The organism is Gluconobacter sphaericus NBRC 12467, from assembly GCF_006539125.1.
Classification (GTDB): domain Bacteria; phylum Pseudomonadota; class Alphaproteobacteria; order Acetobacterales; family Acetobacteraceae; genus Gluconobacter; species Gluconobacter sphaericus.
Window position 1 is genome coordinate 54,425 of the sequence record NZ_BJMK01000009.1, and the last position, 19,281, is coordinate 73,705.

Sequence of the window (19,281 nt, forward strand, 5' to 3'; positions counted from 1 at the left end):
TGCGGTCAAAACATGCAGTTCCTGGGCTGTGACGGATCCGTCTCATTCTCTCAAAAGCCGTTTTGAGGCGGCATCGAAACGATATGACTGGCATGGGAATGATGACCAGAGGAATTCGGCGTTTGAGGTCATCGGATAATCTTATGGTTGAGTGATGGAGTACGAGTTCCATCGGATAATGTTATGGGGCAAGAACGAACGACTCTTGGTGTTTGCACAGTAACTCCATTAGCGTCAGGCTGATATTCCGGTCTGATGCTCCGTCTTGCGGGTCAAGCTGATGGCAGTCTTTCTCTTATTTCAGCAATGGGTTTTCTTCGCATGAGTAATACTCCTTACCGCACAGCCCTCGTCACAGGTGCTTCTTCAGGCATTGGCGCGGCCATTGTCCGGCGGTTGAGCGAAGGCGGCATTGAAGTTCATGCCCTGGCCCGTGACGCAAAGCGTCTTGAAGCCCTGGCAAGCGATACGGGATGTATCCCCCATGCCGTCAGCGTATCGGATCAGGCCGGGCTCGAGGCGCTCATCGCTGGTCTGGAAGTCGATGTTCTGGTCAACAATGCGGGCCAGTCCCGGACAGGAAACATCACCAACACGACGCCTGACGATATTGATGCGCTTGTGGACGTGAATCTGCGTGCGGTTCTGCAACTGACGCGTCTGGTGGTGCCGGGAATGATTGAGCGCAACCGCGGGCATATCGTGAATATCAGTTCGATTGCCGGTCACTACGCCTTTGCAGGCGGCAACACGGTTTATCATACCACAAAGGCCGGCGTGCACTCACTATCCCAGCAGTTGCGGTGCGATTTGTTCGGCCGTCAGATCCGGGTGACGGAAGTCTCGCCCGCCCGTGTGGAGACCGAGGTTTTCGGCCGCCTGATTGGTGATATGGCCGAGGCGAAAAAGCGTTTCTTCGATGAGTATGATTCCCTGCTGCCTGAAGACATTGCTAACTCCGTGGCCTTTGCGGTTCTGGCGCCGCAACGCATGAATGTCAGCTTCATGGAAGTGCTGCCGACGATGCAGGTCGTGGGTGGGCTGAATTTTGCAAAGAAAACCTCTGCTCCGGGCTGATATCAGTGGATCTCTCACAGATCAGACGCCTGATCGATCTCATGGCTCAGGCTCCGATTGCGGAGCTTGAGATTGAGGAAAATGGCCGCAGGGTCCGCCTTGCGAAAGCGCAGAACGGACAGAGGGCTGTTGCGGCAAAGCCAGCAGAAGCGACACCAGTCGTACCTCAATCCTCCGTGATGACACCTGCCTCAGATGCGCAGGCGACCATTACCGCACCGTCTTATGGTGTCTTCCACCTTGCGCCTTCACCGGATGCCTCGTCTTACGTTGTTGTCGGACAGAAAGTGGAAGCAGGGCAGCAGGTTGGATTGCTGGAGGCCATGAAGGTTTTCAATCCAGTCCGTGCGGGTATTGCAGGAACGATTGAGGCAGTTCTGGTGGCGGGTGGCACTGAAGTCGATATGGGAACGCCTCTGTTCCGTCTGGTATGAATAAAATGCAGCGTTTCAAAAGAGTTCTGATTGCCAATCGTGGGGAAATTGCTCTGCGCATCCAGCGCGCCTGTCGTCAGCTTGGGCTGGAAACAGTGGCGGTCTATTCGGAGGCCGATGCGGACAGCCGGCATGTCCGTGAAGCGGATGTGTCTCTATGCATCGGCCCTGCGGCTGCATCGAAAAGCTACCTCGACAGGGACGGCCTGCTTCTGGCTGCGAAAGTGACGGGAGCAGGAGCTATCCATCCGGGATATGGGTTCCTTTCGGAAAATGCGGATTTTGCCGATGCGGTTGAAGCCGCGGGGCTGACATTCATCGGCCCGACCGGAGACTCCATCCGTATGATGGGGGACAAGATTACCGCCAAGCGGGCCATGCGGGAGGCAGGGGTGCCCTGCGTGCCGGGTTCGGACGGACCACTTCCGGCTTCTGCGGAAGAAGTTCGGGCTATTGCGCTCGAAGTCGGTTTTCCCGTGATCGTAAAGGCCTCCGGCGGCGGTGGGGGGCGTGGCATGCGTGTCGTGCATGGTGGGGACGATCTGGAGAACGCCGTAGCACTGACGGCCAAGGAGGCCCAGCAGGCCTTCGGTAACCCAACGCTGTATCTTGAAAAATACATGCAGAAGCCGCGCCATGTCGAAATCCAGGTCCTGTGTGATACGCATGGAACGGCACTCTGGCTTGGCGCGCGGGACTGCTCCTTGCAGCGGCGTCATCAGAAGGTTCTGGAAGAAGCCCCGGCACCTGGTATCCCGCCCGAAACCATCGCCGAGATCGGAGAGCGCTGTGTTCAGGCCTGCCGACAGATTGCCTATCGCGGGGCAGGGACCTTCGAATTCCTGTATGAAGACGGGATCTTCGCGTTCATCGAGATGAACACACGCGTGCAGGTCGAGCATCCCATTACGGAAGAAACGACCGGCATTGATATCGTGGCCCAGCAGATTCGGATTGCACAGGGTGAAACACTTGGCCTGCGCCAGAACGATATCTTGATGCAGGGTCATGCGATTGAATGTCGTCTGAATGCGGAAGATGCGGCAACGTTCATGCCGTCTCCGGGAACGGTGACACGGTGGGACCTGCCTGGTGGTCCAGGCATTCGCGTGGATACGCATGTGGTCAGTAACTATACCGTGCAGCCTTACTATGACTCTCTGATCGGGAAAATCATCAGCCATGGCGCAACGCGCGAACAGGCGATTGCCCGAATGCGCGTGGCGCTGGCCGAAATACGGGTTGAGGGCATTTCTACCAATATTGCTCTTCATCAAGCGCTTCTGGCCGATCCGCAGTTTCAGGAGGGAGGCGTCGATATTCACCATCTCGAACGCTGGCTTGCAGAGAGGTCGCCATCATGAACGCCGCAGAAAATCAGGTTCCGGAGTTTGAAGGCATTCCGTCTGCAGAGGATCTTGCACGGATTGCGGATTTTCTGATCAAGGCCGGGCTGGAGACAATCGAGCTTTCCGATGGCAAGGGTGCACGCTGTTTTATGCGTGTAACGTCCTCTGTCGTGAAATCGGATGTGCAGGTTGCAGAAAATGTTCCGCCTGTCGAGGCTCTCTCGAGCCGTATTGCAGTCAGTGCGCCATATTTCGGCACTCTGGTCCTGACGGAACTGGCGACAGTCGGAACCTTGGTGCAGCCGGGAGATGTGGTGGCAAAGATGCGGATCGGAGCCTTGCAGATCCCGGTTCTGGTTCCAGTAGCAGGGACGATCGTGGACGTTGCCGGGAAGGACGGTGCGCTGACGGGGTATGGAGCTCCGGTTGTGCAGGTTGAATCGACAGGCCGATAACCACGATACCTGTCCGGCTTTGAAGGAGCGGGGAGGCTTCAGCTGCTTCCCCGCCATCCTTTCAGCTTAAAGAGCTCACAAAATCCGCGATACGTCGGCAGCCTTCCTTCAGGGTTTCCCGGTCGGTTGCATAGGAAATACGGAAGAACGGACTCATGCCGTAAGCTCCCCCCTGAACGGATGCGACCTGCTGCTCTTCCAGCAGAGCCATGACGAAATCGGCATCCGTGGCGATATGACGTCCCTTGGGTGTGGTCTTTCCCAGGCAGGCGCTGATTTCAGGGTAGACGTAAAATGCGCCCTGCGGCGTGTGGCACGTGACGCCCGGAATGGCAGTTAGCAGACCGACAACCAGATCGCGGCGGGACTGGTATTCGGCAACACGCTCTTTGAGAAAATCCTGCGGACCTTCGAGGGCGGCAATGGCGGCGGCCTGCGCGATGGTGTTGATACCGCTGGTGGACTGTCCCTGCATGTTGTTCATGGCGGCAATCAGGCTCCGTGGACCGCCACAATAGCCAACGCGCCAGCCGGTCATAGCATAGGCCTTGGAGACGCCATTGACTGTCAGAACACGGTCTTTCAGGCGGGGTTCGACTTCTGCAATGGTGCAGAAGTCGAACCCGTCATAGAGCAGATGTTCGTAAATATCATCCGTCATGATCCAGACATGAGGATGCTTCAGCAGGACGGCCGCGATTTCTTCCATATCCTCACGAGGGCAACATGCGCCGGTCGGATTGTTGGGGAAGTTCAGCAGAAGCCATTTGGTGTTGGGTGTAATTGAGGCATCCAGCGCTTTGGCAGACAGGCGGAAATTGTCTTCGGCCGGGCAGTCGATCTGCACAGGTTTGGCGCCACACAGACGCGCAATGTCCGAATAGCTGATCCAGTATGGAGCGGCGAGAATAACCTCATCGCCTGTGTTACAGGTGGCCATCAGGGCGTCGAAAATGATCTGTTTGGCGCCATTGGCGACCAGAATTTCGTCAAGGGCGTAGTCGAGATGGTTTTCGCGCAGAAACTTCGCCTGAATGGCTTTTTTGAGCGCAGGTTTTCCATCCTGCGGCGGATATTTGGTATCACCACCACGTGCGGCCGCGATGGCAGCCTCCACGACGTGGTCGGGGGTCGGGAAATCGGGTTCGCCGGAAGAGAGGCTCACAATTTTGAGGCCTTCTGCCTTGAGTTCGCGGGCCTTGTCGGTCATGGCGGCAGAGGCCGAGACTCCAATTCCGTTCAGTCGATCAGCAAAACCGGGCATTGATGTCTCCATTGCCGCATCAAGGATAGCGCATGCGCGAATGAAGGCATCGTAAATCGTTTCGAAGGTGTCGAGATACTGCCGAAAATTGTCTGACCCTATATCACAATCATATGGGGTTGAATCGAAAACGCAATAATAGGCTCAGGGTCCATCACAGCTCTGGATACCCGAAATGACGACATCCGCATCCCGGTCCGACGTTGCAGCAGACATGATGCCGCCACTGGATGGCTTCAGGGTCGAGAAAGACCTGTTGGGAGAGGCTTGTATCCCGAAGAATGCTCTGTGGGGGATCCATACCAGTCGCGCGGTGGATAATTTTCCTATCAGCGGGGAGCCTGTCGGAGCATTTTCCGATTTCATCCGGGCATTTGTGACGGTCAAGCAGGCTGCTGCGCGGACGAACAGGGCACTCGGCTATCTGGATGAAGAGCGGGCCGGTTTAATCGAGGCGGCCTGCCAGGCCCTGTTGATCCGTGATGATTATCGTAACCATTTTATTGTGGACGTTATGCAGGGTGGGGCAGGGACCTCTACCAACATGAACGTCAACGAAGTTATCGCCAATATCGCGCTGGAACTGGCGGGGCAAAAGCCCGGTGATTACCAGATTCTGCATCCAAACGATCATGTAAACATGGCGCAGTCCACAAATGATGTTTACCCAACCGCATTACGCTTGGGGCTTCTAACAGCAACTGCGCCTCTACTTGAGGCCTTGGAAGAACTGGCTCGGGCTTTCGAAAAGAAAGCTGATGAATTCTCGGACATTCTGAAAGTCGGCCGCACGCAGTTGCGCGATGCGGTACCCATGACGCTTGGACAGGAGTTCAGAGCATTCCAGCATGCAATGGAAACGGAACTCCATCACATACGCAGCCAGTCCGAAGCTTTTCTGACGGTCAATCTTGGCGGAACGGCGATTGGGACGGGCCTGAATACTGATCCACGTTACGCGGACGCCGTTATCCGGGAGCTTGGGAAATTGAGCGGTCTGGCCGTAACAGGTGCTGCCGACAAGATTGAAGCGACTTCGGATGTCGGAGCTTTCGTCCTGTTCTCAGGCGTACTCAAGCGGCTGGCGTTCAAATTGTCCAAGATTTCAAGCGATCTGCGCCTGCTGTCGAGCGGCCCGCGGGCGGGCATTGGAGAGATTACCCTGCCGTCCGTGCAGGCAGGGTCTTCGATCATGCCAGGCAAAGTCAATCCGGTCATCCCGGAAGCCGTCAATCAGGTGGCCTATCTCGTTGCAGGTTATGATGTCACGCTGAGCATGTGTGCTGATGGGGGACAGTTTCAGCTCAATCCTTTCGAGCCGATGATCGGATACTGTCTTTTTTCGTCCCTGAAGACGCTCACGGCAGCTATTAGGCTTCTGACCACAAAATGCGTCTCCGGAATTGCCGCGGACGCCGAGCAGTGCCGGTTTCTGTTTGAACGGAATATCGGTATCGTCACCGCGCTGGTTCCGCTTCTCGGCTACGATACCTGTTCCCGGATTGCCCGCCGGGCTCTGGCTGAAAACCGGAGCGTTCCGGAGCTTGTCCTTCAGGAAAAACTGGTGTCTCAGGACGTACTCGCAGGTCTGCTTCGCCCGGAATTCCTGACGCGGCCCAATGTCGGACAGGTTGAAGCGGCTTTCAGGTAGATGCCTGCGTCCCCGGCCAGTTGCGTGATGATGCCATGGCCCTGGCCAGCTCGATGAGCCGCTCCCGGACGGCCACGGATGCCTCCGTTTCAGGAACCAGCTCGGGAATGCAGAGGGAAACATTCTCGCTGATGACCGGGTTGCGCAGGGCGTATATGCGCGACTGGCCTTCAACGGCAATTCTGCTCGCGACTGACCAGGGAAGGATGGTGCTCCCGATCCCTTCCTGAATGGCTCCCTGAAGCGTTGTCAGAGCTTCGATTTCCGCGACGATGTTCGGCTCCAGTCCTTTGCGCATGAATGCCATGTCGATCGCCTTGCGGACAAAGTTGTGCTTGGGCGGTACGAGAAGGGGAATCTCCGTGATATCTGCGAGCTGAACCGTGTTTTCGCCGTCGTGAGGAATGGCAAGCGCCTCCGGAGCAAGCAGGAAGAATTCCTCCTTCATCAGAGGCGTGAAGCTGACACCTTTCATGGGCCCCGAACCATGTATGACGGCCATGTCCAGACGTCCGGTCATGACGAGTTCGCTGTAAATGTCGTCAAAACTTTCGGTCAGATGCAGGACGATGCCCGGAAGTTCCTCCCGGATACGGCGCAGAAGCTCCACGGATAGCGTCGAGCCTGCGCTGTATGGAGACAGGCCGACCGAAACCTTGCCGACAAGGGGACCAGCCCCCTGGGTGATTTCGACCATGGCCCGGTCGAACTGTTTGCTCAGGATCTGGACGTGACGGTACAGGACGGAACCGGCAATCGTAGGCGTGACGCCACTTTTACTCCGGATCACCAGTTTCTGGCGGAACGCGCTTTCAAGGGCTGCCAGTTGCTGGCTGAGCGCGGGCTGGGCGATGTTCAGCAGATCGGCGGCGCGGGAAATGCTGCCAAGATCAATGATCTTCACGAAGGCCTGCAAACGCCTGATATCCAACGGGCCAATCTCCTGATGTGACGAACTGTGAATCCAATACTCTGCCGATTGGGGAAAATGGTCAATGAACCCATCGGAATGCGATTGAACTCGCCCAAGGTAGCAGCAGAAGAATTCCGGAAATTCTCATTGCGGGGTTGGAATATAAATAATCCCTATGACGCCAAAACATAACGCATCCGTACCATAAAATCATACTTCGTATTGGAATTCCGGCGACTTGAGAGGGATGCAATGTTGATTGGGTCAAATTGGAAACTCTGTCTGGTCGCAGGAGCTGCACTGGGCGCGTTCATGCCGGACAGGGTTCTTGCGGCAACGGCTCCAGTGAAACATCATAGGGTCGTTGCTCAAAAAAAAGCGGGGGCTTCTCCCGCCCTGAGCAAGCCTTCGGTTCATCGTGCTCCGACGTCGCTTCAGGCGATATCAACGGAGAGTATTCAGGTCGGTGGACGGCAGACGAACTCGGTTTTCTCGCCGGTTACAGCGCGTCACAGCACGACGCAGGTCACTGTAGTGACTGGAGCTGAACTGCTCAAGACAGGCCAGACGAACGTGCTCTCCGCACTGGCGCAGGCCAATCCGGCCATCACGACGGCCGCGCTTCCAGGCGGTGGAGCGAGTTCATTCGTTCAGACGATGCAGCTTCGTGGTCAGTCTCCGGATGACACGCTAATTCTTGTCAACGGGCATCGCCGTCATATCGGCGCCAACTTCAACTCGAACGCCGGAACGAATTGGGGCAGTGAACCGAGCGATATTTCATTGATCCCGGTCTCTGCCATTGATCATATTGAGGTAATTACCGAAGGGGCATCTGCGCTTTACGGACAGGATGCCATTGCAGGCGCGGTCAATATTGTCCTCAAACGGGACACCCATGGCGGCAGCATTAATTTCAAGAACAATGGTTATTATGCTGGCGATGGACAGGGTCTCGACGGATCAGCCAATTATGGCATGGCTCTGGGCAATAATGGCGGATACCTTGATCTTGCCGCGCAGGTTACTCATCAGCTTCCCACAACGCGTGGTGGCGATTTCTATGGCACTCTCTTCAGCGATTCCCGAAATGAGACGGCCAATCGCGATGTTCAGCGAGGACTTGGTCTTCCAAAGTCAACGCTGGAGACATTAAGCGAGAATATGTCTCTACCGCTTGGGAACGGCTTCAGTGCCTACAGCACCTCAACATTCTCCCACCGTCGTGCCAATGTCGCCGAAACATATCGTAGTGCGGCCGATACGGATACCTGGATCAATACCAACTTTTATCCCAACGGCAACCAGCCCTATATTACGATGGACCAGTATGACTTTGAGACGGATAATGGCATCCGGACTCACAAGTTTGGATTTGCTTGGGACGCCTACGTCACGTTTGGGCGTGATGCGCAGAAATACGGGACCAAGGATTCAGAAAATGTTTCCATTCCCGACAGCACACAGACGTCTTTTTATGATGGAGCGTCCATCGCAACAGAGCTGACGAGTGGCATTCGTGGCTCCCGATCGTTCCAGACAGGTTTCCTGCCCCGGCCTGTTGATCTGAAATTTGGCGCGGAATACCGGCATGATACGTTCCAGATGACCGAAGGCGAGACGGTATCTTGGGAAGGACTGGGAGCCACGGACCATCCGGGGAACGTGCCGATGGCCGTTACCAACCAGAATCGTGACGTTTACGAGGGCTTTGCGAATCTGGACTTCTACGTCACTAAAAAATGGGAGTGGACACTGGGTGGCCGCGTTGCGAGCTACAACAATCTCGCCACTGTTGAAACGGGTTCGGTTGGAACACGGTACAACTTCAATAAACGCTGGGCTGTTCGCGCCAACGTCAATACCGGATATCGTCCGCCGACGTTGGGTGAGATGTCCTATTTCTATTCCGCGCCTTACCCCGGCTACACGGTGGATCAGGTTCCCGCAAACAGCACCATCGCCAAATATCTCGGTTCCGGTACGATGAAGGGTGAGTATTCCCGGAGTTACAGCATTGGTCTCGATGCTACGCCGGTGGATAATTTTCATGTCACCGGGAATCTTTATTACATTGCCATCAATTCCCGTCTGGGAAGCACGAAAACCTATAGCGTTAATCAAGACGATTCCGTCCTCATGAACCTGCTGGCGCAGAATAATCTTGAGAGCGCGACATCGCTTTCTTATTACGCAAATCTTTATAATACCCAGACATTCGGTGGCGATTTTAGTGCAGATTATACGCTGCACACCCAGCGTCTGGGGCAGTTCCGGTTTGCGATGGGAATCAATTTCTCGGATACTGAAATTCGTTCCGCGAAGGACAGCTTCGTCAACGAATATACCAAGGAAGTCGTCCTGCACGCAGCTCCGAAAAACCGCGAGCAGATCAGCGTGAACTGGACCTATGGTAAATGGTCCGCATTCGTACAGGAGATGCGTTACGGTTCGATCATCTACATGGCGGCTCCGACGGGGCCAGGCAGCGTACCGTTCATGCAGAACCCGGCACTACTGACTAACCTGGAAGTGGATTATAAAATTCTGCCCCGTTGGAGTATTGGAGTGGGAGCTAACAATGTCGGAAATAAATACCCGACACGTGTTTCTTCTTCTATCTCGCATACGCAGCAGGGACTCACAAAATACGCTTCATATTCGCCTTATGGATTTAACGGCGGCATGTATTATGTGAAAACTTCGATCGATTTCTGAAATTCTAATTCAAAAAGCAGTCTGAGTGATTGTCACAGAATATCTTCCGATATGAGCGATAATTAGTCATGCTTTTGGGGCGGGACTTGATCTACGTTTTTAGCAGATCAAGTCCCGCCCTCCGCTGGATTGCTACGTGCGCGCGTTCAACCTGTGGAGGAAAAGGAAGCGGTGCATATTTATAGACGATATTGGCCAGCCCGATCCTCATGGGGCCTGCGTTATGCTTACCGTTCGGACGAGCAGACCTGTCTGTGATTTCTGATCGGCAAAGACATGCTCGACACGCGAGCGGATGACCGACTTTCCCGGTATTGGACCGCTGGATATGCTGGGGTATGGGCTTGAGATGCGGCTTTTTCCTGTGAACCTTTGAGACAAAGCCCTTTTTCTCCATAAAGCCTTCATTGGTTTTATCCAGAAGTCCCTTTCCCAACAGCGCGCCATCACAGGCGGCGACAGCTTTTGTCTTCCACTTCCGGATGAAACGGAACTGCCGGTCGATGGAGATGTGCGACTTGTAGTCAAAGAACGGGATGGCATGCTTCCATCATCCTGCTGCTCCGCTTTGGCGAACTTCAGTGTCCAACGCGCATGACGATCCTTGTGGGATAGCTTTGCCGACTTGCCCTGCCAGTCTGCGGGAATACGTCCTGCCCGGAGATCCGCTTTCTCTGCGTTCGTTTTGCACTGCTTTGGAGCAGCCATCAGTGTGACATCCAGGGTCCTGAACATCAGCACCGGATCAAATGGCGGTCGCCCGCCTTTATTCCCAGTTGAATAGGCCAGAGTAGAACACTTCAAAATCCACAGTCCGGGAAAACGCTTCGAGCTGATCACCCGGCCCGCTCAGCCGAGCAAGCCGCTCTTCAAAGATTGTTCCGAAAAAAACAATATTCATGGTTTGGATAATTGCGTTACCGTTGAACTTCGAGCTGCTAACACCAATCCGTCGAGCCATTCCTGATGGCCATTAATCATCGGATTCGGACGCGTCGTTGCCAATGTCTTGGCCGGTTCCCCATTTTGGGTTTCCTGCGTAAGAATTCTGACGCGTCCTTCCGGCAGATCTTCAATCAGCCAGGCATGGTGAACATCAAGCCTCTCAGCCGAGCCTTTCTCGCCAGCCCATCCATGCCATGCCACCCGGCCTGGCTGGCCCGAAGCCGGGGCAACATATTCCGTGACTTCAGCTTCAACCGGAAAGCCGAATGTCTCAAAATAAAACCGCACTCCCTGCGCCAGTTCAGGGCCTCTATCATCATAAAAGCGGGGATTGGCGGAATTGGCATAATAGGTTGGCCATTTCGTCGGATGACTGAGCAACGGCCAGATTTCAGCAGTTGTCAGGCCTGCCACAATCATCTCATTCGAAGCGAAATTATCCGCAAAGCCTGGGATATAGGCTTGAGGCCAGAAGATTTCGTTTGCCATTGGAATTTTCTCCTTTTCTGAAAGCAGAACTGTTTGATAATTCGCTCAAGATATAAATTCCAATCATGAATTATGATGAAGGTCATAACTCATGAAAATATTATAAATAAATCTATTCTGACGCCGCCGGTCGATAGCGTTCCAGCCAGTGCGCATAAGACGGCGGTAAAACCCAGGACGGCCGATCAAGAGCAAGCTTCAACGCCGCCACGTAGGGCCAGTGCGGATTAGCAAGCTGTGCCCGTCCCACCATCACCAAATCCATCTGTTTCTTTTCCACGACCCCATTGGCTAGAAGCGGCGTATCGATCCCCCAGGACGATGCCACGGGCAGGCCCGTCTCACGATGGACCTGCTCGGCAATCGGCGCCAGAAATGCCGGACCCCACGGAATATGTGCATCCGGCGTTGAGAAACCGACGCTAACATTGAGCATGTCCAGTCCCTCCGCCTTGAACTGGCGGGTCAGGGTGATCGCTTCTTCAAGCGTCTCCTCATCCCGTCCGTCGAACTCAATGACTCCGAAGCGGGCCGTCAGGGGAAAAGTTTCAGGCCACACCTTGCGGACAGCACGGAGTGTTTCCAGAAGAAAACGACTCCGCCCCGCTAGATCACCGCCATACTCGTCGGTGCGGTGATTGGCATGCACGGAGAAAAAGCTTTGCGCCAAATAGCCGTGTGCGAAATGTAGTTCCAGCCATTCGAACCCGGCCTCCACGGCGCGGCGTGTCGCGGCAACAAAATCCGCCTGCACCCGCGCGATGTCCTCATGCGTCATTTCCCGCGGCACCTGAGGCAGGTTCGCGCCATAAGCGATGGCGGACGGCGAAATCGTCTCCCACCCGCGCGGGTCGCCCTCGGCAATATGGTCGTCACCCTCCCACGGTCGGTTGGCGCTCGCCTTCCGGCCTGCATGAGCAAGCTGAATCCCTGCGACGGCACCAGCGGCCTTGATCTCACGCGCAACAGCCGCCATGCCCGCGATATGCCGGTCATCCCATAACCCTGCACATCCGGGTGTGATCCGCCCTTCGGGAGAGACGGCCGTCGCTTCCACGATAACAAGACTGGAACCACCGCGGGCAAGGCTCGCGTAATGGGCTGCGTGCCAATCGGTTGTGAACCCGTCAACTGCGGTATACTGGCACATGGGCGGAACAACGATGCGATTGCGCAGATGTACGTTCTTCAGGGCGAAGGGGGTAAAAAGAGCGGGCGTCATGTCATGCTTCCTCAACGGGTGTGACGCGGACCAGCGCCTTGCCGGAAAACTGTCGATATTGGAGGTCATTCAGAAATGTCGGGATATCCCTGAAATCGCGAATGACGCTCTCTTCAGGGCGAAGCGTCTGCTCAGCCAGACAGGTCAGAATGCGCTGTCCGGCCGTTGTGAGATCGCGCCAGTCGGCATCGTCGCCATACTGATGCAGCGCGCCGAGAGCGACTTCATGGATTGAAATACACCGGGTGAACGGGGGATCGGGCCATTCTGTCAGTCGGTTCTGGATGCATACGATATGCCCGTTCGCCTTCAGTGCCGGAACGAGAGCCGCCGCATGCGCGGAGCCCACACAGTCGATTACTGCGTAGAAACGGTTTTCCAGTGTGTCGGGTAGTGCCTCGCTGGTTTTCAGAGGCCCTGAAACGCAATCCTGCACGCCCATGGCCCGTAGACGTGTCCAGTGCCGCTCATTGCACATCGCCGTCACGGCAAAACCCCGGTCCACGGCAAGCTGCACCAGATAATTGCCCACACCACCTCCTGCACCCGCGACCAGCAGTGTGTCTCCTGTCCTGCTCGGCAGTTTGGCCAGTGCCAGCCACGCCGTCAGACCAGGGCAGGGCACGCCGGCCGCCGTTTCGAAATCCAGTGTTCGGGGCAGGTCGATAAGTGCGCGAAGACGGACGGGCGTATACTCGGCGAAACTGCCAGGGCGCATCAGGCTCTGGTGATAGGCCACGCGCCGTCCTAGACACTCGGATTCAACATCCCGCCCGACTGCCACTACGATGCCAGCGCCATCGACACCGGGGACCCATCCCGGCCCCCACGGTGCCAGACGCGCACCGAGGGCTTTCCAGTCAACCGGGTTCAGCCCGGCAACATGATTGCGCACCAGCACTTCATCGGGCTGAAGCACAGGGCGAGAAACACTCTTCAGCACGAGACCCAGAGGCGATGTTCCCTGTTCCCAGCACCATGCCCGATAATGATCGGGAACCGTATGGTCCGTCATTTTGCGTGCCCGTCATTTGTCAGGACCGACAGTACTTCCTGGGCAACCAACGCGGAAGATTGCGGGTTTTGTCCCGTCAAGAGCCGTCCGTCGCGGACCATGAACGGCTTGAAGTTCTCGCCCTTCTCATAAATCGCACCCTCATCGCGCAGTCTGGTTTCCAGAAGGAACGGAACGGTTTTTGTCAGGCCGGCGGCTTCTTCCTCACTGTCCGTAAAGGCGCTGATCTTCTTGCCTTTCACGAACGGGGTTCCATCAGGGTTACGAACTCCCGTCAGGCTTGCCGGCCCGTGACAAACGGACGCAACAACCTTGCCGTCCGACCAGGCGCGCAGGATCAGTCTCTGAAGCGGCGTGCTGTTGGGCATGTCCCACATCACACCGTGGCCGCCGGGAATAAAAACGGCGTCATACCCATCTACGGAAACACTGGTGATTTTGCGTGAGTGCTCCAGATCATTCATGGCAGGACGATCTTTCAGAAAGCGCTGCACGCTCTTGGGATCTTCGTCGCTATGCTGAACGGAGCGCGGATCGACCGGGATTTTCCCGCCCTCAATCGATGTGATATCGACCTGCGCACCCGCATCCCGAAAGATATAATAGGGTGTGGTCAGTTCCTCGAACCAGACGCCGGTCTGATGACCGGAAGCGCCCAGGGCCGCGTGAGAGGTCACGACCATCAGTATCTTGAACACAGGGTGAGGCATGGCAGTTATCCTCGCAGGAATCATGAGTTGCGTCAGGATGGCATTGCCCTCAGAATAAATCCAATAGACACAGAATATGGGACCCATAAACATGGGTGATATCAGGATCCTCGATCTCAACCTGCTCCGCGCGCTCGACATGCTGCTTGAGGAAGGCAGTGTGACACGGGCGGCGGAACGGCTCGGCGTGACACAGCCAGCGGTCAGCAACATGCTTACGCGTCTTAGGGAGAATTTTGGCGATCCGCTGCTGGTCAGAACACAACGCGGCATGACGCCGACAACGCGTGCGCTCGATCTTGTCGCGCCGCTCAAACGCATTCTGTGTGAGATTGGCACACTCTGTCAGCCAGACGCTTTCGATCCGGTTGCGGCATCGTTCACCGTTTCAATTGCCGCGACCGATTATGCGCTTCAGGTTATTCTACTGCCGCTCATCGCTCGGTTGCGACAGGAGGCGCCTGGAATCACACTTGCGGTTTATCCGCTTGATGATGCCCGGCTTCAGGAGCAGTTGGAAAAAGGTCAGCTCGACATGGCGCTGATTACACCCGAGACTTGCCCGCCCGACCTGCTGTCATCAAAGCTGTTTCATGAAGAGTATATCTGTGCGGCGCGAAAGAACCATCCGACCGCGGGCATGCACATGACGCTGGATCAGTATTGCGCGGCCGGTCACATCATTGTCTCGTATGAAGGCGGGCAATTCTGCGGCGCGACAGACAAGAAACTAGAAACGCTTGGACGTAGGCGTCATGTCGCCCTATCTGTGCCAAACTTTCTGGCACTCCCTGATCTTCTTTTGAAGACGGACCTAATTACGATGGCTCCACGTAGACTTTTACATGGGAGAAAGGACCTGACATTGTTCAGTCCACCCTCTCCCCTGATCGTGCCGGGCTTTGACAAGATTCTTGCTTGGCACTGCCGTACCGGGAGCGACCCTCGTTATCAGTGGCTGCGTAGTAAAATAGCAGAAATCACCATATTTGTTTCAGAGCATATTTGACGAGGCCTGGACGGTTTGAAGAACACTCTGGTTTTGAAAGCTGCTCTATAATTCTATTTCTTCTGCGCTGATTGGAAGAATATATAATAAATCGGATCGGTTTATTTGATTTTTAAGAGCGCCTTGCTCGATTGAGTGGGATTGGAAATTGACTAAAAGCGTTTTCCCAGACTGTGGATTTTGAAGTATTCTGCTCTGATCTGGAGAAGGCTTTGGACTATTCAAACGGATCCTGGGCCCGGCTGTTCCTGGCGGCACCTGCTCAACTGCAGGTGTGGCAGTGTTCCGGAGTGATGCTGCGCAGATAGGCTGCGAACTCGCGGAAGACCTGAGCACGAGGATCAGAAGCGCGCCAGATCAGGCCGATCGTGCGGCGTGCTTCCGGCTCGGGCAGGGTGCGGACAGTGATTAGATCTTCGAAATCCGCACGATTGCGCAGTGCGATCTGCGGGATAAGGGAAAAACCCTCGCCAGCGCCGATCATGTACCAGAGCATTTCAAGGCTGCTGGCCAAACGCTGCTCGCCCTGGCGGGGAACTGTCGGACAGATGGACAGGGCCTGATCGCGTAGGCAGTGCCCGTCCTCAAGCAGAAGCAGGTCCGGACGGCCTAGTTGGCTCAGGGACAGTTTCGGTTTGTGCGCCAGTTCGTGTGTGCTCGGGAAAACGGCGAGGAAGGACTCTTCGAAAAGGGGCGCACATTCCAGCGCGTCCGACGGTGCGGGCAGCGCCATGAGGGCCACATCTAGTTCGCTGTTGCGTAGGGCGTGGACAAGCGTGTCCGTCATGTTCTCGCGCAGGCGCAGGCTGAGGGACGGATAATGTTCCCGCAGGCGGGGCAGAAGGCCGGGGATGTAATAAGGGCCGAGTGTGGGGATGACACCGAGACGCAGGGGGCCTTCCATTGGCCCGGTATGGGCGCGGGCGACTTCGAGCAGGTTGCGGGCTGCTGCCAGAACCTCGCGGCCGAGCGCGAGGAGCCGTTCACCATCGGGCGTCGGGGCGACATGGCGCCGGGAACGCTCGAAAAGAGTGACGTCCAGAAGCTGTTCGAGTTTACGGACCTGTTCGGATAGTCCAGCCTGGCTGACGCCGCAGCGTTCTGCAGCGCGGGAGAAGTTGCGCAGATCATCGACCGCAACCACATATTCGATATCGCGCAGGGAAAGGCCGGAAAGGGGAACGTAGCTCATGTCCCATAGATATGACCGAATATCCCAATGGGGAAGTGCGGTTCTGCCTGTTAAAGAAAAATATCGTCGGAAGAGGCGGTTTCCTGCGGGCCGGGTTCATATCATGATCGGGAGTCTTGATATCTTCATCTCATAAGTTCGGTTTTAGCGATCAGTCATATTGACAGGAACTGTTTCCTGTCCCTCTCTTTCTGTGTGACACAGAGTCCGCAACACAACACCAACCCAAGGTCAGGAGACAGTCTGATGGTACGCATCAACTCCCCGCTGAAGCCCTTCTCTACCGATGCTTTCCGCAACGGTGAGTTCCTCACGGTCACGGACTCCGACGTTCGCGGCAAGTGGTCCGTTTTCTTCTTCTATCCGGCCGACTTCACGTTCGTCTGCCCGACGGAACTCGAAGACCTCGCCGACAACCAGGCCGCTTTCGACAAGCTGGGCGTGGAAATCTTCTCCGTTTCCACGGACAAGCATTTCACGCACAAGGCTTGGCACGACACGTCCCCGGCCATCGGCAAGATCAAGTACACGATGCTGGGCGACCCGACGGGCGCGATTGCACGCAACTTTGATGTGCTGATCGAAGAAGCTGGCATGGCCGATCGCGGCACGTTCCTGATCGATCCGGAAGGCAAGATCCAGTACATCGAAATCACTGCTGGTGGCGTCGGCCGCAGCGCGACCGAACTGCTGGAGAAGATCCAGGCTGCACAGTATGTCGCAAGCCATCCGGGCGAAGTCTGCCCGGCCAAGTGGAAGGAAGGCGGCGAAACGCTGAAGCCGTCCCTCGATCTTGTCGGCAAGATCTGATCCTTCCCGGATCTGATCAGGGTGGGGCTTTCGGGCTCCACCCGCTTTCGCCTCATTAGGGGCGGCTGCGCCGGACAGTCTTCCGGTTCCAAATATTCAGTCCCTTAATCCGGAGAAAAAAGATGCTTCAGGACGACCTGAAAACCCAGATGCGCGCCTATATGGAGTACCTGCGTGATGCGGTCGTGCTTGAGGCGACCCTTGGCGCGGATGTTCGTTCGGCAGAAGTACGCGGCTTGCTGGAAGACATTGCAAGCCTGTCCCCCAAGGTGACGTTTTCGGACAAAGGGCAGGGTTCCCGCACGCCGTCCTTCGTCATCCGTCGCCCCGATACGGATATTCAGGTCTGCTTTGCTGGTCTGCCGATGGGGCATGAGTTCACGTCTCTGGTTCTGGCGTTGCTTCAGGTCAGCGGCCATCCGCCGAAAATTGAGGCGGATGTGGTCGAGCAGATCCGCGCATTGGACGGGGAGTTCCATTTCGAGACGTATTTCTCGCAGTCCTGCCAGAACTGCCCGGACGTAGTGCAGGCGCTCAATGCCATGAGTGTGCTGAATCCGAAGATCCATCACACCGCTATTGATGGCGCGGATTTTCAGGATGAGGTGGAACGCCTCGGCATTCGCTCGGTCCCGCAGGTCTATCTGAATGGTGAACCTTTTGCGTCGGGCCGGATGGAAGTGGCGGATGTTCTCGCCAAACTGGATACGACTTCGGTCGCGCGTTCGGCGGAAAAGCTAAACGATATGGCGCCGTTTGATGTGCTGGTGCTTGGTGCGGGGCCTGCGGGCGATGCGGCGGCGATTTATTCCGCCCGTAAGGGTCTGCGCACGGGTCTTGTGGCGGAGCGGTTTGGCGGTCAGGTCATGGATACGGCCGGGATCGAGAACTTCATTTCCGTGCAGGAAACGGAAGGGCCGAAACTCTCGGCAGCGCTTGAAGCCCATGTGCGTCAGTATGACGTGCAGATCATTGCATCCCAGCTTGCAGCGAAGCTGATCCCGGCTGAGGAAGTCGGTGGTTTGCACCAGATCGTTCTGGAAAGTGGTGCCACGCTGCGTTCAAAAACGGTTATTATTGCGACGGGTGCGCGTTGGCGGCATCTGGGGGTTCCGGGCGAGGACGAGTATCGCACGAAGGGCGTTGCCTACTGCCCGCATTGCGATGGTCCGTTCTACAAGGGACGCCCGGTTGTGGTGGCTGGCGGTGGCAATAGCGGTGTGGAAGCGGCAATTGACCTTGCGGGCATTGTCTCGCATGTCACGCTCTTGCAGCGCGGCGCGCATCTGAAAGCCGACAAGGTGTTGCAGGACAAGCTGCTGAGCCTGTCGAATGTCACGGTCCTGACGAATGCCCTGACCACGAAGATCGAGGGTGACGGCAAGGAAGTCACCGGCCTGACTTATAGCGACGGCGATGGTGAGCTGCATCAGATCAAGACGGATGGCGTGTTCGTCCAGATCGGTCTGCTGCCCAACTCCGAATGGCTGAAGGGCGCGCTGAAACTCAGCACGTATGGCGAGATCGTCATCAACGATCATTGTGCGACCTCCGTCCCCGGCGTGTTTGCGGCAGGAGATGTGACGACGGTGCCGTACAAGCAGATCGTCATTGCCATGGGTGAGGGAGCCAAGGCGTCCCTGTCCGCATTTGATTACCTGATCCGTCTGCCTGTGGCTGCAAAAGCCGGATAAGGAAAAGGGGATTGGGTATTTTCAGGGTAGATTTTGATCATGCATCCTTACCTGATCCCTCTTCTCACTTTTGCGGCTGCGGCTGGCGTTTTCACGATTACGCCGGGCCTTGATACGGCCATGACGCTGCGAACCGCTACGACCTCTGGCTGGAAGGCCGGTCTGGCGGCGGTTGTGGGGATCTGCCTTGGACTGGGGATCTGGGGGCTTGCTGCAGCATTTGGCCTGGCGGCCCTGCTTGCGGCGTCAGAAACGGCGTTTACGGTCGTCAAATGGGCTGGTGCGCTGTATCTGGCTTGGCTTGGGATCGGGCTGATTCTGCCCCCCCCCCCGG

General features: G+C 56.2%; 17 protein-coding genes and 1 pseudogene. 10 read left to right on the forward strand and 8 right to left on the reverse strand.

Annotation, left to right across the window (positions count from 1 at the left end):
- Positions 1-321: 321 nt before the first annotated feature.
- Genes GSP01_RS08225 through GSP01_RS08240 form a run of 4 tightly spaced genes read left to right on the forward strand, consistent with a single transcriptional unit; the run spans position 322 to position 3,315 of the window.
- Positions 322-1,077, forward strand: coding sequence for an SDR family oxidoreductase (locus tag GSP01_RS08225; RefSeq protein WP_141352555.1), 756 nt, complete (start codon positions 322-324; stop codon positions 1,075-1,077).
- Between the two features lie 5 nt (positions 1,078-1,082).
- Positions 1,083-1,511, forward strand: coding sequence for an acetyl-CoA carboxylase biotin carboxyl carrier protein (locus tag GSP01_RS08230; protein WP_141352557.1), 429 nt, complete (start codon positions 1,083-1,085; stop codon positions 1,509-1,511).
- Positions 1,508-2,875, forward strand: a complete 1,368-nt coding sequence (gene accC / locus GSP01_RS08235; protein ID WP_141352559.1) for an acetyl-CoA carboxylase biotin carboxylase subunit — start codon at positions 1,508-1,510, stop codon at positions 2,873-2,875. The genes GSP01_RS08230 and accC overlap by 4 nt, the downstream gene beginning before the upstream one ends.
- Positions 2,872-3,315 carry a hypothetical protein gene (locus GSP01_RS08240; RefSeq protein ID WP_141352561.1) on the forward strand — a complete coding sequence of 148 codons (444 nt, stop codon included), beginning with the start codon at positions 2,872-2,874 and terminating at the stop codon, positions 3,313-3,315. The genes accC and GSP01_RS08240 overlap by 4 nt, the downstream gene beginning before the upstream one ends.
- A 61-nt stretch (positions 3,316-3,376) precedes the next feature.
- Here GSP01_RS08240 and GSP01_RS08245 read toward each other — a convergent pair whose 3' ends face one another.
- Positions 3,377-4,579, reverse strand: a complete 1,203-nt coding sequence (locus tag GSP01_RS08245; RefSeq protein ID WP_141352563.1) for a pyridoxal phosphate-dependent aminotransferase — start codon at positions 4,577-4,579, stop codon at positions 3,377-3,379.
- A 175-nt stretch (positions 4,580-4,754) separates the two neighbouring features.
- Here GSP01_RS08245 and GSP01_RS08250 point away from each other — a divergent pair, with 175 nt between their 5' ends.
- The gene (locus GSP01_RS08250) at positions 4,755-6,230 is read left to right on the forward strand and encodes an aspartate ammonia-lyase (RefSeq protein ID WP_141352565.1); all 1,476 of its coding nucleotides are present in this window, start codon (positions 4,755-4,757) and stop codon (positions 6,228-6,230) included.
- Here GSP01_RS08250 and GSP01_RS08255 read toward each other — a convergent pair.
- Positions 6,223-7,161, reverse strand: coding sequence for a LysR substrate-binding domain-containing protein (locus GSP01_RS08255; protein ID WP_062029076.1), 939 nt, complete (start codon positions 7,159-7,161; stop codon positions 6,223-6,225). The genes GSP01_RS08250 and GSP01_RS08255 overlap by 8 nt on opposite strands.
- Positions 7,162-7,395: 234 nt before the next feature.
- Between GSP01_RS08255 and GSP01_RS08260 the strand changes: the two genes are divergently transcribed.
- Entirely contained in the window at positions 7,396-9,861 is a 2,466-nt protein-coding gene (locus GSP01_RS08260; protein ID WP_141352567.1) for a TonB-dependent receptor plug domain-containing protein, read from the forward strand.
- A gap of 132 nt (positions 9,862-9,993) precedes the next feature.
- Here GSP01_RS08260 and GSP01_RS08265 read toward each other — a convergent pair.
- The 5 genes and pseudogenes from GSP01_RS08265 to GSP01_RS08285 form a co-directional block, all read right to left on the reverse strand.
- Positions 9,994-10,762, reverse strand: a pseudogene (locus GSP01_RS08265) (IS5/IS1182 family transposase).
- A complete protein-coding gene (locus GSP01_RS08270) occupies positions 10,759-11,295 on the reverse strand; it encodes an SRPBCC family protein (protein ID WP_141352569.1) in 537 nt (178 codons plus the stop codon). The pseudogene GSP01_RS08265 and the gene GSP01_RS08270 overlap by 4 nt, the downstream one beginning before the upstream one ends.
- A 112-nt stretch (positions 11,296-11,407) precedes the next feature.
- Entirely contained in the window at positions 11,408-12,517 is a 1,110-nt protein-coding gene (locus tag GSP01_RS08275; RefSeq protein ID WP_141352571.1) for an NADH:flavin oxidoreductase/NADH oxidase, read from the reverse strand.
- A 1-nt stretch (position 12,518) separates the two neighbouring features.
- A complete protein-coding gene (locus GSP01_RS08280) occupies positions 12,519-13,532 on the reverse strand; it encodes a zinc-binding dehydrogenase (protein ID WP_141352573.1) in 1,014 nt (337 codons plus the stop codon).
- Entirely contained in the window at positions 13,529-14,242 is a 714-nt protein-coding gene (locus GSP01_RS08285) for a type 1 glutamine amidotransferase domain-containing protein (protein ID WP_141352575.1), read from the reverse strand. Before GSP01_RS08285 ends, GSP01_RS08280 begins: the two co-directional genes overlap by 4 nt.
- A gap of 91 nt (positions 14,243-14,333) precedes the next feature.
- Here GSP01_RS08285 and GSP01_RS08290 point away from each other — a divergent pair, with 91 nt between their 5' ends.
- A complete protein-coding gene (locus GSP01_RS08290; protein ID WP_141352577.1) occupies positions 14,334-15,251 on the forward strand; it encodes a LysR family transcriptional regulator in 918 nt (305 codons plus the stop codon).
- 262 nt (positions 15,252-15,513) lie between these two features.
- Here GSP01_RS08290 and GSP01_RS08300 read toward each other — a convergent pair whose 3' ends face one another.
- A complete protein-coding gene (locus tag GSP01_RS08300) occupies positions 15,514-16,443 on the reverse strand; it encodes a hydrogen peroxide-inducible genes activator (protein WP_141352579.1) in 930 nt (309 codons plus the stop codon).
- Positions 16,444-16,689: 246 nt separating this feature from the next.
- Between GSP01_RS08300 and ahpC the strand changes: the two genes are divergently transcribed.
- From ahpC to GSP01_RS08315, 3 genes are all read left to right on the forward strand, one after another.
- The gene (ahpC, locus tag GSP01_RS08305) at positions 16,690-17,253 is read left to right on the forward strand and encodes an alkyl hydroperoxide reductase subunit C (RefSeq protein WP_141352581.1); all 564 of its coding nucleotides are present in this window, start codon (positions 16,690-16,692) and stop codon (positions 17,251-17,253) included.
- Positions 17,254-17,375: 122 nt separating this feature from the next.
- On the forward strand, positions 17,376-18,947 hold the full coding sequence (ahpF, locus tag GSP01_RS08310; protein ID WP_141352583.1) for an alkyl hydroperoxide reductase subunit F: 1,572 nt from the start codon (positions 17,376-17,378) through the stop codon (positions 18,945-18,947).
- Positions 18,948-18,986: 39 nt separating this feature from the next.
- A partial coding sequence (locus tag GSP01_RS08315; RefSeq protein WP_167495502.1) for a LysE family translocator occupies positions 18,987-19,281 on the forward strand: 295 nt, incomplete at its 3' end.